14 protein-coding genes and 1 pseudogene are annotated in these 12,560 nt (G+C 66.2%); 7 read left to right on the plus strand and 8 right to left on the minus strand.

What is annotated here, in order from left to right:
- Together E2484_RS02160 and E2484_RS02165 are read right to left on the minus strand one after the other, a co-directional pair.
- The gene (locus E2484_RS02160) at positions 1-945 is read right to left on the minus strand and encodes a glycosyltransferase family 2 protein (protein ID WP_137283579.1); all 945 of its coding nucleotides are present in this window, start codon (positions 943-945) and stop codon (positions 1-3) included.
- Between the two features lie 72 nt (positions 946-1,017).
- Positions 1,018-1,725 (minus strand): class I SAM-dependent methyltransferase, encoded by a 708-nt coding sequence (locus tag E2484_RS02165; protein WP_137283580.1) that lies wholly within the window; start codon positions 1,723-1,725, stop codon positions 1,018-1,020.
- A 150-nt stretch (positions 1,726-1,875) separates the two neighbouring features.
- Here E2484_RS02165 and E2484_RS24660 point away from each other — a divergent pair, with 150 nt between their 5' ends.
- A complete protein-coding gene (locus E2484_RS24660) occupies positions 1,876-2,040 on the plus strand; it encodes a hypothetical protein (RefSeq protein WP_170977207.1) in 165 nt (54 codons plus the stop codon).
- Here the strand turns inward: E2484_RS24660 and E2484_RS02170 are convergent, their stop codons facing one another.
- Positions 2,041-2,445, minus strand: coding sequence for a PPOX class F420-dependent oxidoreductase (locus E2484_RS02170; RefSeq protein ID WP_137283581.1), 405 nt, complete (start codon positions 2,443-2,445; stop codon positions 2,041-2,043).
- Positions 2,446-2,596: 151 nt separating this feature from the next.
- Here E2484_RS02170 and E2484_RS02175 point away from each other — a divergent pair, with 151 nt between their 5' ends.
- From E2484_RS02175 to E2484_RS02185, 3 genes are all read left to right on the plus strand, one after another.
- Complete coding sequence (locus tag E2484_RS02175) at positions 2,597-2,866, plus strand: helix-turn-helix domain-containing protein (protein ID WP_137283582.1); 270 nt, start codon at positions 2,597-2,599, stop codon at positions 2,864-2,866.
- Positions 2,867-2,939: 73 nt separating this feature from the next.
- Positions 2,940-3,704 carry an MBL fold metallo-hydrolase gene (locus E2484_RS02180; RefSeq protein ID WP_137283583.1) on the plus strand — a complete coding sequence of 255 codons (765 nt, stop codon included), beginning with the start codon at positions 2,940-2,942 and terminating at the stop codon, positions 3,702-3,704.
- Between the two features lie 199 nt (positions 3,705-3,903).
- The gene (locus tag E2484_RS02185; protein ID WP_137283584.1) at positions 3,904-4,617 is read left to right on the plus strand and encodes a YkgJ family cysteine cluster protein; all 714 of its coding nucleotides are present in this window, start codon (positions 3,904-3,906) and stop codon (positions 4,615-4,617) included.
- A 317-nt stretch (positions 4,618-4,934) separates the two neighbouring features.
- On the opposite strand, the gene E2484_RS02190 is transcribed toward E2484_RS02185, so the two are convergent.
- Both E2484_RS02190 and E2484_RS02195 read right to left on the minus strand, forming a co-directional pair.
- A complete protein-coding gene (locus tag E2484_RS02190; RefSeq protein WP_137283585.1) occupies positions 4,935-5,348 on the minus strand; it encodes a TRAM domain-containing protein in 414 nt (137 codons plus the stop codon).
- 372 nt (positions 5,349-5,720) lie between these two features.
- A complete protein-coding gene (locus E2484_RS02195) occupies positions 5,721-7,457 on the minus strand; it encodes a radical SAM protein (protein ID WP_137283586.1) in 1,737 nt (578 codons plus the stop codon).
- 354 nt (positions 7,458-7,811) lie between these two features.
- Here E2484_RS02195 and E2484_RS02200 point away from each other — a divergent pair, with 354 nt between their 5' ends.
- From E2484_RS02200 to E2484_RS02205, 3 genes and pseudogenes are all read left to right on the plus strand, one after another.
- The gene (locus tag E2484_RS02200; protein WP_137283587.1) at positions 7,812-9,329 is read left to right on the plus strand and encodes a hypothetical protein; all 1,518 of its coding nucleotides are present in this window, start codon (positions 7,812-7,814) and stop codon (positions 9,327-9,329) included.
- Positions 9,330-9,709: 380 nt separating this feature from the next.
- Positions 9,710-9,868, plus strand: a complete 159-nt coding sequence (locus tag E2484_RS24665; RefSeq protein ID WP_170977208.1) for a DUF7559 family protein — start codon at positions 9,710-9,712, stop codon at positions 9,866-9,868.
- Positions 9,865-10,254, plus strand: a pseudogene (locus E2484_RS02205) (Hsp20/alpha crystallin family protein); the annotation flags it as partial. The gene E2484_RS24665 and the pseudogene E2484_RS02205, both read left to right, overlap by 4 nt.
- 23 nt (positions 10,255-10,277) lie before the next feature.
- On the opposite strand, the gene E2484_RS02210 reads toward E2484_RS02205, so the two are convergent.
- The 3 genes from E2484_RS02210 to E2484_RS02220 form a co-directional block, all read right to left on the minus strand.
- On the minus strand, positions 10,278-10,478 hold the full coding sequence (locus E2484_RS02210; RefSeq protein ID WP_137283589.1) for a hypothetical protein: 201 nt from the start codon (positions 10,476-10,478) through the stop codon (positions 10,278-10,280).
- A gap of 85 nt (positions 10,479-10,563) precedes the next feature.
- Positions 10,564-11,727, minus strand: coding sequence for an NAD(P)/FAD-dependent oxidoreductase (locus tag E2484_RS02215; RefSeq protein ID WP_137283590.1), 1,164 nt, complete (start codon positions 11,725-11,727; stop codon positions 10,564-10,566).
- Positions 11,724-12,494: a creatininase family protein gene (locus E2484_RS02220; RefSeq protein ID WP_137283591.1), complete on the minus strand. Its 771-nt coding sequence runs from the start codon at positions 12,492-12,494 to the stop codon at positions 11,724-11,726. Before E2484_RS02220 ends, E2484_RS02215 begins: the two co-directional genes overlap by 4 nt.
- Between the last annotated feature and the right edge of the window lie 66 nt (positions 12,495-12,560).

Below are 12,560 nucleotides of genomic sequence, written 5' to 3' on the forward strand. Positions count from 1 at the left end.
CTACTGCTCGGGTTCCTCCGATCGTTCTTTCTCTTCGACGTCGGTCCGCCAGTCGTATCGCTCGACCGCTCGGTCGGCCCTCGCCGAGAGACCGTAGGGGTTTCTGGCGTCGCTCCGGTCCTTGAGTCGCGCCCAGAGACCGTCCTTGGAACCGACGGCCACGTTCTGGGCCACGCGCTTGCCACTCCCCATCCATCCGGAGGGCGTCTCCTCACCGCGAATTACCTCGACAGCGTTCTCGACGGCGTCGGACACCGCGTCGCGGAACGTTCGCCGAAAGACACCGGGGCGCGGCCCGTAGTTCTTCACCATCCGGTAGGCGAGCGCGCGGTACTTCCACCCCCAGTCGCGGTCGTCGCCGTCCTCGTCGTCCTCGTCGGTCTGGGTCACACACACGTCCGACGACCACGCCACCTCGTGGTCGTTCGCGGCGAGTCGGTGAGCGCAGTCGCGCGCCCCGCCGGTCGCCAGATACTCGTCGAAGCCGTCCATCGCTTCGATGGTCTCGCGGGTGAAGGCGACGTTCCCCCCGTCGAAGTAGGTGACTTCCCTGCCGTCGATAACGCGACTCTCCTCGGATTCGGTGGTCACGCCCGCCCGAACCGACCGGTGAACCGGACCCGTTACGACGTCGGCGTCTGCGAGGCCCGTGCGGACTCCCTCAGTCCACGACGCTTCGACTTCGTAGTCCTGTCCGACCAGCGCGACTGCGTCGCCGCTGGCGGCCGAGATGCCCGCGTTCCGCGCGACGTTGAGTTTCCGGTCGGAGACTTCTATTAACACGTCCACGTCGTCGCGGTCCTGTACCATCCCGGTGGTCCCGTCGGCGGAGGGGCCGTTGACGACGACCACCTCCACGTCGCGGGCGTGAGACGCCAGTGCGTCGAGACACGACGCGAGGCGCTCGCGCCCGTTGAGCGTCGGGACCACCACGGATAGCTCCATACCCCCGAATCTTCCACCCGAGCCTTAAAAGCAGTTCGGCCTCGGTTCACTCGGTTGAGGTTTTTCCCGACGTTACTCGACGCTGGCGTTCCAGTAGGAGACCGACGCGAAGTAGTCGCCGATAATCGACTCACCGATAGCGGTGTCTACGTCCCGAATCTGGTCGGCTATCCCACCCGGAATCTTGCGGTAGAACCCGTAGGGGAGTATCCAGTCGTGTTCGGCGTCCACGAGTCGGAGGTCGGCCTCGTCGAGCAACTTCTCTACGTCGCTTCGGGAGTAGAGGTGCGACCCCATCGGGAGCAACCAGTTGTAGGCACTCCGGGTGCTTCTGGCGTTGAACGTGTCGAAGACGACCTGTTCCTTGGCGACCCGGCGCATCTCCGAGAGGAAGGTCGCTGGCGTGTCCGCGAGGTGGAAAAACCGCATGGCGAACACGGTGTCGAAGTAGTCGTCGGGGAACGGAAGCCGTCCGGCGTCCCCGCGCATGAACTCCAGATGGTCCGCGACTCCGGCGTCCTGGGCTTTCTGACGACCCTGCTGGAGCATCGCCGCCGAGATGTCGAGTCCGACGATGTCGGCACCGCGCTCGGCCAGCATGACCGTGAATCGGCCGGTTCCGCAGGCTATCTCCAGAACCTTCTGGTCCTCCAGCGGGCCGATGGCGTCGAGGACGGCCTGCTTCTCGCGGCGGTCGATGAGCCGTCCGCCCCGGGAGAATCGCTTCTCTTCGTACTCCTCGGCGACTTCGTCCGTCTGGTACCACTCCGCTCCTTTCACGCTTCTCGTTTCCTTGTAGTCCGCGGGGGGACTAAAACGGTATTGGAAGCGTCTCGGGACTGACCTCTCGTAGTGGTTCGAAATCGGCTCCTCTCAGCATCTCGGGACGAACCTCTTTGCACGTCGAGGTCGTACCTCGTCGGGGAAGACATGACGACCTGCAAGGGATGCGGACGGCATCTCGACGCCGAGAGTCTCGTTCGCCACGAGCGAGGTCGATTCGTCGTCGTCCACTGTCCGGACTGCAAGTGTCTGCTCGGCCGGTACAACCGCCACGGCGACGACCCCCAGACCGACCGATTGGGAGAGCAGTAGCTACTCGCCGCTGGTGACGACGCGGTCCGGCCGGATTCGAACGACGACTCGCGGGCCGGACTCCTCGCCGTGGTTGGGGTACTCCTCGACGCCCATGTAGCGGCGCGCGAGTTCGTCGATGTGTTCGACCGCGCCGTCCTCGGTCACTTCGACCACCTCGCCGCGGACCGAGACGTACCGATAGGGGTCGTCGGGGTCCATCACGCAGACGCCGACCTTCGGGTCGCGCTCGACGTTGCGCACCTTCTGGCGACCGCGCGCGGTGTTGACCAGCAGATGGTCCTCGTCGTCGCGGTCGATCCAGACCGGCGTCACCTGCGGAGTGCCGTCGTCCATCAGGGTGGCGAAGTTGGCGAACGTCTCGCGCTCGAACAGGTCGTGGAACTCCCCGGGAATCGATTCCATATCCGGGATTGGTCCTCGGCGGACGTAACTTTTGGCTGACCGCGGCCGGGAGAAGTGAATTTAAGGTGAGATAATACATCCTTAAGGAGTATTGAGTGTACTGATGTGCATATAGCCAAGCTTTACCCGTGAGTTGCAGGGTGACATAGGTATGAGCGCGACTACGGACGAGCCGCCCGTCACCGAACCGTTATCAGACGATTTCCGCGACCGCCTGCGCGAACTTCCCCCGAGCGCCAAACTCGTCGCGAAGGTTCTGGAGACCGACTCCCCGCTCTCGCAGGGCCAACTCGCGGAGGAGTCGCTGCTTCCCGACCGTACGGTCCGGTACGCGCTGAACCGCCTCGAAGACGAAGACCTCGTGAACTCGCGGTACAGTTTCCAGGACGCCCGCAAGCAAGTCTACTTCCTCAACCGCTGACTGCGGTCGTCTCGGCTACTACTCTGCCGCAGAACCGACTACGCTTTTTTCGTCGGCGCGCGACGCTTCCGGCATGGAACTTCGTCAGGTCTCGGTGCCGACCGAGACGCTCGCACCGACGGGAGCGACCAACGCCTACGTTCTCGGGCGAGGGGACGCGCTCCTCGTGGACCCCGCGGGCCGGACCGACGAACTCGACGCCGCGGTCGAATCGCGCGACGTCGGCCACGTCCTCGTCACGCACGCCCATCCCGACCACGTAGGCGCGGTCGCCCACTACGCGGACGCCTGCGACGCGACCGTCTGGGCACGGGCGGGCCGCGAGGAGCGATTCGAGCGAGCGACGGGTATCGCGCCCGACCGGACGTTCCGGGAGGGAACCGCCATCGCCGGCGCGACGGTTCTCGAAACGCCGGGCCACGCCCCCGACCACGTCGCGCTCGCGGCCGACGGGACGATGTTGACCGGTGACCTCGTGGTATCGGCGGGGAGCGTGGTCGTCGGCGCGGACGAGGGCGACGTGCGGGCGTACCTGACCTCGCTCCGGCGACTCTACGCCCGGAATCCCGACCGGCTCTGTCCCGGCCACGGTCCCACCATCGACGACCCCCGGACCGAAATCGAGCGCCTGCTTCGCCACCGACTCGACCGCGAGGCGAAGATTCTGGACGCGGTCCACGACGGCGCGACCGCGCTGGACGAAATCCTCGACGCCGCCTACGAGAAGGACCTCTCGGGCGTCCGCGAACTCGCCCGAAGCACGACCGCCGCGCACCTCGACAAACTGGCCGTCGAGGGGAAAGTCGAGTGGGACGGCGACCGAGCGCGCCCGACCTGACGGGTGCGCTCGGTGAAACGAACCACCGGCAAACGCTCGGTGACGCAACCGGCGTGGGTGGTCTGAAAGGGGCCGCCCGGTCGCGTTCTACGTGGTCGTCTCAGCAGGCAGACTCCGACCCTAGCAGATAGTCGACTGTCTCAGCAACCCCCGTCGACACGATAAACACCCTTTTGCCCGCGAGGACCAACCCCAACACGTGCAGAGCCTCGAAGCGGAGTTAGAGCGCGCCCGCGAACTCGACACCGCCGACCTCGCGGACGCCATCGAGTCCATCGGCTTCGAGTGTACCCGGTGCGGCGCGTGCTGTAAAGCCGAGGCCGACGACCCCCACACCGCGACCGTCTTCCCCGACGAGGTGCGGGACCTCCAAGCCGCGACCGAGTACGACTGGCGAGACGTGGCTCGGCCGATGCCCTACGGTCTCGACGACGGCGAGAGTGCCGACACTGACGACGCCGAGGATGACGCCGAGACCGACGAATCCGAGTCCGAGACCGAACCAACGGGCGAGACGTTCGAGTGGGCGCTCCAGACCGACGCCTGCGGTGACTGCGCGTTCTACGAGGAGGCCGACGACGGGACCGGGGCCTGCTCGGTCCACGGCGACCGGCCGCTCATCTGCGAGACCTACCCCTTCTCCGTCGCGCTCGGCGGCACGAGCCAGCCGATGGGCGAAGCCGTAGACGAGGCGGGGATGGTCCGCGCCCACGAGTGCGAGGGGTTGGGCAGAGATATCTCTCGTGAGGACGCCGAGGAACTCGCGGCGGCGCTCAAGGAGCGAGCGGTCCGGGAACTGGCGGAGGCCATCGCGGTCCGCGACGAGTACGCGCCCGCCGACCCCGACGAAGGCGTCGTGGTCCACGACTCCGAGGGCGCGAAGCGCCCGGACGGGTCCGCCTACGAGGGTTGACCGCGGCGAGTCGGACCGCACGCAGGACCGCCGCGACGACGCCCACGGCGAATTGACGGGTTTTCGGTCGGGAGTGCGACACGCGAAGGGTTCGTCCCGTTCTCGTATTTGAACGTCCGGGTGCAGGGTAAATTCGACTCCGGAGTTCCGGTTAGTGCGGGCCGATTTCGATTTCTACGGCCAGAAGAATTGATGTTGATTCTTTAGCATACCTATTTCTTGGTATGGGAAACGATATTATTTCCAAAAGACGCCAGCGACCACTCCGAACCGCTTCTCGGAGACACCACCAAAAAGTCACACGGAAAAGAGTCGCGCTAGAAGTCCTCTTCGATGATTTCGCCGACCGCGAAGTTGGACTTGACTTCCGTGATTTCGACCTTTACGCGCTCGCCGATTTCGGCGTCGGGGACGATGATGACGTAGCCTCGCTCGACGCGAGCGATGCCGTCGCCCTGCTTGCCGATGTCTTCGACCTCGACGTAGCGGATCTCGCCCTCCTCGACGGGGGGTTGCGGTTCCGACGGCGCGCTGCTACTCTTGGACTGCGACTGCGACTCGGACTGCGTCGAGGAGTCGGAGTCGTCGGAGATAAGCGCGACGCGATAGGTCTCGCCGGGTTCGACCGACCCGGTCTCGATTTCTCTGCGCGGTACTTCGACGACGTACTTGTCGTCTTCGATAGTCACATCAGCACTGAACAGACACAGCAGTTTGTCAGAGATCTCCAAGGCTATATGCCTCCGTTTAGACCCAAGTGGTCAGCGCGTAAAGAGTTTTACTCAACGACCGTTTCCTGCGCTCGGTGGGCCGCGCGCCAGCGGCGCGCGGCCTCCCTCGCTGGCAAAAGGTCGATCAAAATCCGGCGTCACCCCCTCAGAAGCGCCGCAGGCGCTTCGTCGAGGGTTCCTTGGACCGCTCGCTCGGTCACTGCGTTCCCTCGCTCGCGGCGGATTACGGTATCAGCAGGAATCGGTGGTCCGCTCGGTCGGTCGCTCCGCTCCCGCACTCGCTGTGGACCGCCACCGCGACAGCACCGCTACCGCATCGCCATCGCACCGCCACCGCATCGCCACTGCACCGCTACCGCAGAGCAAAAGCTCTCAGTCCGCGCCTTCCGCTCCTTCCGGGCGTTCCGCGGTCGTGAACTCGGTCAGTTCCACGCCGACGTCGGCGTCGAGGTCTGCGGGCGACTCGTAGGGTCGGTTGACGACGATGTTTCCGGCGCGTTGCTTGCCGAGGCCCGGAATCGCGGTTAGTTCGTCCATCGTGGCGCTGTTCACGTCCAGCGGGTAGACTACACCCGTCACCGAGCGATAGCCGTGGTCCACGACCGCCACGTCCACCGTTCGGCCGAGTTCGCGCTCGCCCGGAATCCCGACGAGGAGCGGGTAGGTGCCGAGTTGTCGGCCGAACGTCTTGCCGTCTTGGTGGTATTCGAGGTGGACGTCCGGCAGAATCGTGCCCGGCGGTGCGAGTCGCTGGAGCATCGGATTGTCGATAGTCTCCCGGACCTCGGTCTTGTACTGCTTGAACAGTTTCTTGTGGTCGTTGGCGATGTCCGCGCCCACGTCGCTCATCTCGGTGCCGTCGAACGCCATGACCTGCCGGATGTTGACCCGGCGGAGCATCAGGCCCTCGTCGTACACCCGGTTCAGGAACTCCTTGTTGTGCTCGAACGTCTCCCGGCGCTCGCCCTTCAGACCGTGGAGCAGGTTGATGCCGGGCAGGAGTTTGGGGAGACGGTTGGCGGCCGATTTGCCGTGGGTCGGAGCGTCCGCAGGGTCCTCGCCGGGTCGCCAGCCAGCCTCCTCGTTTACGATTTCGACCGCCTCGAAACACTCCTCGGCGGTCACGTTGAGGTTGTTCTCCTCCTGCACGAGGGGGTCGGCGGATTCGAGACCGAAGGCCGCGGTGTCGCCCGGCGTGTTGTGTTCGGCGATGACGCGGATGCCCTCGCGGGCCAACTCGGGCCACTCCACCACCGTGATGGGGTTCATGTTGTCGAGGTGGAGCGTTTCGAGGTCGGGCGCGACCTCTCGGATGCCTCCGTAGAGGTCGCGGAGCGCGTCGGGATTCGGCTTCTCGCCGTCGCCGCCGTAAGCGAGGATGTCGGCCTGCCGCCCGAGTCGGAAGTGTCGCGCGCCGCGCTCGTAGAGACCCTCGACCTCACTGACGACCGACTCCGGTCGTCGGAAGGAGGGGTTTCCGTACAGCGGTTCCGTACAGAACGAACACCTGTACGGGCACCCCCGCGAGGTCTCCATCTCGCAGATGAGATACTCGGGGTGGTTGGGATGCTGTTCGACCACGAACGCCCCCTTCGCGGCCCACCGGTCTATCTCCTCGTTGTCGCGCATCCGGTTGTCGAACCCCTCCATCCCGCTCCGGAGGAGGTCGTAGGCCGCCGCCTCCACGTCTCCCTTCGCCACGAAGTCGAAGTCCAGATCGTCGCGTTCGGTCTCGGTCGCGCCCGCGTTCTCGTCGCCGACGCCGAACTTGACCGGGCCGCCCATCAGACTCGTTCCGTCGGCGGTCCACGCCATCTTCCGCACTTCGTCGGGTTCGGCCGGAGTACCGCCGACGTACTTGCCGGGGACGGTCATCCCGCCGATGTAGACGAACAGGTCTGCGTCCTCCACGTCGCGCCACTTGTGCGAATCGTCGCGGAGTTCGTCGATGGTGTGGTAAGTCACGTTCTCGTCGGGGACGCCCGCGTCCACGATGGCACCGGCGGTGTACCGTGGATACGTCGAGATGTACGGCGGCACGCCGAAGTGGGCCGGTTCGTCGACGTACCCGTCCACGAGGGTCACGTCGAGGTCCGCGAGGTCGGTCATGTAGAGCAGTTGCTTCTCGATGGGTAAAACGATGACTACACGGAGTAGAAGCCGACGTGGAGTAGACGCCGTGTACTACCTGTTCACTCGCAGAGAAGTAACCCGAGAGCGCTCGTCCCTGCCCGTGGCACAGCGAGTCTACCGAATGGCGGAAATTCGTCCTCGTTGGCGGCCGAAACGCGATTTCAGACCGTCGTTGTACGCGACCTAAGCCGACAGTCCGGACCGTTCGCCGACTTCGAACGGAGGCTGACACGACGCCGTTTCTCCCGTGGAGCCACATCTGTTAGAACTGCGAGAGTAAGCGCCGTGGAACAATGTCCGGTTCGGTCCAAGGAACGGGCAACGATTCGCATGTCCGAACGAGACTCCTCCACCGGCGGTATCGAGCGACGCGGCGTCCTCGCGGCACTGGCGACCGGACTCGGCGGCGTCGGCCTCGCGCGCAGTTCACTCGCCCGAGAAATCGGCGTCGAGGCGCTTGACGCGACCCGATTCGTCGTCGAGCAGGGCGACCGTTGCATCCCGATAACGCCGCTCTCCGACGACGAGACCGCCGAAGCGTTCTACGACTACCGGACGCCCTACACCTCCCCGTCGGGCGCGGCTTACAGTTCCTACGGTACGACCGACCTCCAGCGCCCGGAGACGAGCATCTGCTTCCTCTACGACGGGCCGGAGGGCCTGAGTCTGGTCCTCGTCCACGATAAACTGAACGACGGAACCTCGGGCGGCGCGGTCACCTTCGACCTCGCGTTCGAGAACCCCGACCGAGGGTCGTGGGTCGTCGGCGACGACGATTACGACGCCCCGAGCAACTACGACAGCTTCAGCCAGACTGGCGATGGGTGGAAAGTTGACTGGACGTGGACCGACCGCCGGTCCGACGGCGGGGTCTACAAACCGCTCGGTGACGACTTCGCGGTGACGATTCGGCCCGCTTTCAACGAGGCCGCGGCGCTGTACGGCGACCCCTACGAGGGCGAAATCACCGACTGGCAACTCCTCTCGGGCGACCGCGACGACCCCGAGCGGTTCTCGCTGGCGATGGACGAACCGCTCACGATTCGCGTGGGAAGTTGTGGCGGTACGACTACGACGACCACGACCGACCGCGAGACGACGGAAGAGGAGACCACGACCGAGCGAGACGACCGGCAGTCGGGCCCGATTTCGGCGGACGTGGAAATCGTCCCCGGCAAAGTGAACCCCAGGAGTCACGGCCGTCTGCCGGTCGTGGTCCACTCGACCGACCAGTTCGACGCCACGACGCTCGCGCCCGGAAGCGTCGCGTTCGGGCCGGAGGGCGGGACGAAGCGAGCGAGTCCGGTCGAGCGAATCGGGACCGACGCCGACGGCGACGGTCGCACGGACCTGAAACTCCACTTCTGGATGGACGCGACGGGCATCGACTGGAACACCGACCGAGTGCGACTGACCGGAGAGACCGAGAACGGTCGGCAGGTCGAGGGGTCGGCCGCGGTTCGGGTCGTACCGAACGGCGACGACGAAAACGAGGACGAACGCGAAGACGAAGACGCCGAGGAGGAGGCCGAGCGAGAAGAGAACGAAGACGACGACGCCGAGGAGACTGGCGACGCCGAGAAGGACGACGAAGACGACAGCGAAGACGAGCGAGAAGACGAAGCCGAGGAGGACGAAAAGGAGGGGGAGAGCGAGAAGGAAGAAGAGGAAGAGAAGGAGGAGGACGAAAAGGAGGAGGACGACGAGGACGAACACCCCGGTCGCGGTGACGAGAACGGACGCGGCAGGGGTCGGAGGAGGGAGAACGGAGAGGGCCGAGGCTACGGGAACGGAAAGGGCCGGGGGAGGGGTCGAGGGGAGGAGAAGGAACGCGACGAGGACGACTAGTCGTGAGTCGGCGTTTGCGTATTCCGGAGATGTGATAGCGTCTGCTCGAGTCTCCGACTTCCGATACGAAAGCGAGGGCGAAAGGAATTCGGAAGCTAGCGTCTCCGTGAGCCACGGCGTACCGCAACCGCACAGCACGGCACCGCGACCGCGGGCCCCACCCCTCCCAACCTCCTCGTTCGCTCTGCTCCCGACGACCTCGCGCGAATCGGCGCGACCCGAAGCAGTCGCGCCAGCGCGCGTCGGGGTGGAGAGGTCACCGAGTCGGAACGCTCGAGACGGTCGGCCGGGCCAAGTTTCGGGGGAGTCACCGGCCGCCGCCGTAACGCAGAATCGCCGAAGCCCTCCCGTTTATGGTCACGCGGGCGTTAAATTCGACTATGCCCGCGACGCTCGAAGTGAAGTGTACGAACGACGAGTGCGAGCTGGACATGTTCGAGATGCATTACACCTACGACATGCCCGACGACGTGGGAGTCTCGGACTTCCAGTGCCCGTACTGCACTCGAACCGACACGCTCCGGGAAATCGAGCTATGACCCTGCGCGACATCAGTCGGTCGGTCGGAAGCGCCGTCCTCCAGCGCATCGGCCGGGCCGCGAGTAAGGTCCAGGAGTCCAAACCGCTCCCCGTGGACCTGCTGGAGAGCGACGACGCCTACCTCGTGGTGTTCGACGCGCCGGGCGCGACCGGAAGCGACGTTCAGGTCCGGTACGCCGAGGGCGCGGTCCACGTCCGCATCGACCGCTTCCGCGACTTCTACGAGGACTTCGAGATGCTGTTTCCCGGCCGCGGCCTCTCGCTCGACGGACAGGCCGACCTCCCGGCCGACGCCGTAGTCGATGCCGAGGAGGCGTCTGCGACCCTGACCGAACACGGCACGCTCCGGGTTCGAGTACCGAAACGGACCGAGAAAACAGACGAGTCCAGGACCGAATCGCCGCAAGTTTAGGGCGACTCGTCCGACGGACTCGCGCTCGTCGGTCGCTCGTCCCCGCACCGTTCGACCGTCACCCGCCAGTCGGGTAACTGGTCGGGAATCGTTCGCAGGTCCCGTTCTCCGGTAATCTCCTCCCTCTCGGCGAACGCCGTCAACAGAAGGTCTCGCAGTTCGCGTTCGAAGTCCCGGTCGTCTGGACTTTCGCCCACGTCAGTTCGATCCAATACACCCATATTATTTTAGATTTTTCCGTGTCGGACGACGAACGTGTCGGGTGCTCCATCGACGACCACGCTACTCTATCGCCATCCCCTCCACGATGGCGAACGTCTCGTCGCCGTCGAAGCGAGTCGGGTCGAACTCCGGCAGGGGAGTCTCGCCGAGAACCGCCTCGGCGACCGCCTCGCCGAGTGCCGGAGCGCGCATGAATCCGTGGCCCTGCCACCCGGCCGCGACGAAGAGGCCGTCGCGCAACTCGCCGAGAAGCGGGTCGCGGTCGGGCGTCGCCACGCAGAGCCCCGCCCACGCCTCCCGGACCGCGCCGAACTCGCCGACGCGGTGGGCGAGTCGCTCGCGGGTCACGTCGCAGAACTCCCGGTCGGCTTCGCGCGCCCAGTCGTCGGGGTCGCTCTCGACCTCCTCGGTGCCGTCGCCCGCCAGCAGTCCCTCCGGATGCGGTCGGAGATAGTACCCGCCGGTCGCGTCGTAGCACATCGGCACGTCGGCCCGTCGCTCGCCGTCGAACCCCACGGTCACCGCCTGCACCCGGTAGGGCTTGAGCGAGACGGGAATTCCGGCGATAGCGAGCAGGCGCTTGGTGTGGGCGCCCGCGGCGACCACGATTGCGTCGAAGGTCTCGGACTCGATTTCGTCGCCTACGGCTTCGACCCGGAGGTCGTCGGCGTCGATTCGCACCTCGACGCCAGTCCGGACCGTCGCGCCCTCCTCGCTGGCCTTCCCGGCGAGCAGGTCGGCGTAGCTTCCGGGGTCGGTTCGTCCGGCGTTCTCCGCGACTGCCGCCACGCCCACGTCGCTCCAGTCGACCGCGGGGAATCGCTCCCGGAGGTCCGCGGGGTCGGCGAACGACACGTCTCGGCCCTGTTCGGCCATTCGAGGGACCTGCTCGCGGATGGCCGCCGTGCGCTCGTCGTCTCGCTCGCGGGCGAACCAGACGTACGGCGTCTCGCGGAACTCGAAGTCGCCCTCGCCCGAGAACTCGCGGAAGCGCTCGATGGCCCGACTCCCGACCCGGGCGTCCTCCGGTGCGGCGAAGGCGTCGTAGAGGACGCCCGCCGCCCGGCCCGTGCTTCCGCCGCCGATTCCGTCTTTCTCGTAGACGACGACCTCCGCACCCTGCCGCGCGAGGTCGTAGGCCGCGGTGACGCCGACCGCGCCGCCGCCGACGACTGCGACCCTCGGTTCGGTCGCGTCGGGTTCTGGCTCGGGAACGTCCGTCATCTGTGCCCCCGCGGCCAGAGGGAGTCGAGGTTCTGTTCGGCTAGCCACTCCACGAGCGCCGCGAGGTCGTCTCCGGCGTGGTCGAACAGTTTCTCGCCGACCTCCCGCGATCCCTCGGTTGGCGACCCGACTGCGCCGCTCTCCGTGAAGTCGATGGCGTCGAAGCCGACCGGAGCGCCACGGACGGATTTGCCCCACGAGTCGCCGCCGCGCTCCTCGGCGTCTTCGAGAGCGGCCTCCCGCACGAGGTCGCCCGCGACGGCGAGCATCACACTGGTCTCCACCTCGTCGGCGTGGCCCAGCGAGGTGTCGAGTTCCTCCTCGACGAGGGCGTCGAGGTTCGACCACCAGTTCCACGGCGTGGCGAAGGCGACCCTCTCGTCCCGCAGATTCCGGGCGGCACGCCGGAGGGCGTCGGAGTTCCCGCCGTGACCGTTGACGACGACCGCCTTCCGGACGCCGTGTTCGGTCACGCTGGCCACGACGTCGGCGACGTAAGCCTCGAACGTCCCGGGGTCGGTCCAGAGCGTCCCGTCGAACTGGCGGTGGTGGGCGCTGACCCCGACCGGAATCGGTGGGAGGAGGACCGCGTCCGAGCGGTCGGCCACCGTCTCGGCGACCGCGCGGGCCGCGAGGAGGTCGGTCCCGAGGGGAAGCGCAGGACCGTGTTGTTCGACGCTGCCGGTCGGCAGGACCGCGACCTCGGCATCCGAGAAGGCCTCGGCGGCCGTGGTCGTGGTGTGTTCGTGGAGGTACGTACGACTCATGACCGGGGGAAGGGCGACCGGGCACTTAGAGATGTGCCCGACGGAAAACGAGACGGTGAAGGCGAC

The sequence above is a fragment of the Halorussus salinisoli genome, assembly GCA_005239435.1.
GTDB lineage: Archaea > Halobacteriota > Halobacteria > Halobacteriales > Haladaptataceae > Halorussus > Halorussus salinisoli.

What these genes read in the sequence shown, in the direction of transcription:
- E2484_RS02160 (WP_137283579.1), bottom strand. Translation starts at nt 945, where the DNA reads ATGGAGCTATCCGTGGTGGTCCCGACGCTCAACGGGCGCGAGCGCCTC.
- E2484_RS24660 (WP_170977207.1), top strand. Translation starts at nt 1,876, where the DNA reads ATGACGACCTGCAAGGGATGCGGACGGCATCTCGACGCCGAGAGTCTC.
- E2484_RS02170 (WP_137283581.1), bottom strand. Translation starts at nt 2,445, where the DNA reads ATGGAATCGATTCCCGGGGAGTTCCACGACCTGTTCGAGCGCGAGACG.
- E2484_RS02175 (WP_137283582.1), top strand. Translation starts at nt 2,597, where the DNA reads ATGAGCGCGACTACGGACGAGCCGCCCGTCACCGAACCGTTATCAGAC.
- E2484_RS02180 (WP_137283583.1), top strand. Translation starts at nt 2,940, where the DNA reads ATGGAACTTCGTCAGGTCTCGGTGCCGACCGAGACGCTCGCACCGACG.
- E2484_RS02195 (WP_137283586.1), bottom strand. Translation starts at nt 7,457, where the DNA reads ATGACCGACCTCGCGGACCTCGACGTGACCCTCGTGGACGGGTACGTC.
- E2484_RS02200 (WP_137283587.1), top strand. Translation starts at nt 7,812, where the DNA reads ATGTCCGAACGAGACTCCTCCACCGGCGGTATCGAGCGACGCGGCGTC.
- E2484_RS24665 (WP_170977208.1), top strand. Translation starts at nt 9,710, where the DNA reads ATGCCCGCGACGCTCGAAGTGAAGTGTACGAACGACGAGTGCGAGCTG.
- E2484_RS02215 (WP_137283590.1), bottom strand. Translation starts at nt 11,727, where the DNA reads ATGACGGACGTTCCCGAGCCAGAACCCGACGCGACCGAACCGAGGGTC.
- E2484_RS02220 (WP_137283591.1), bottom strand. Translation starts at nt 12,494, where the DNA reads ATGAGTCGTACGTACCTCCACGAACACACCACGACCACGGCCGCCGAG.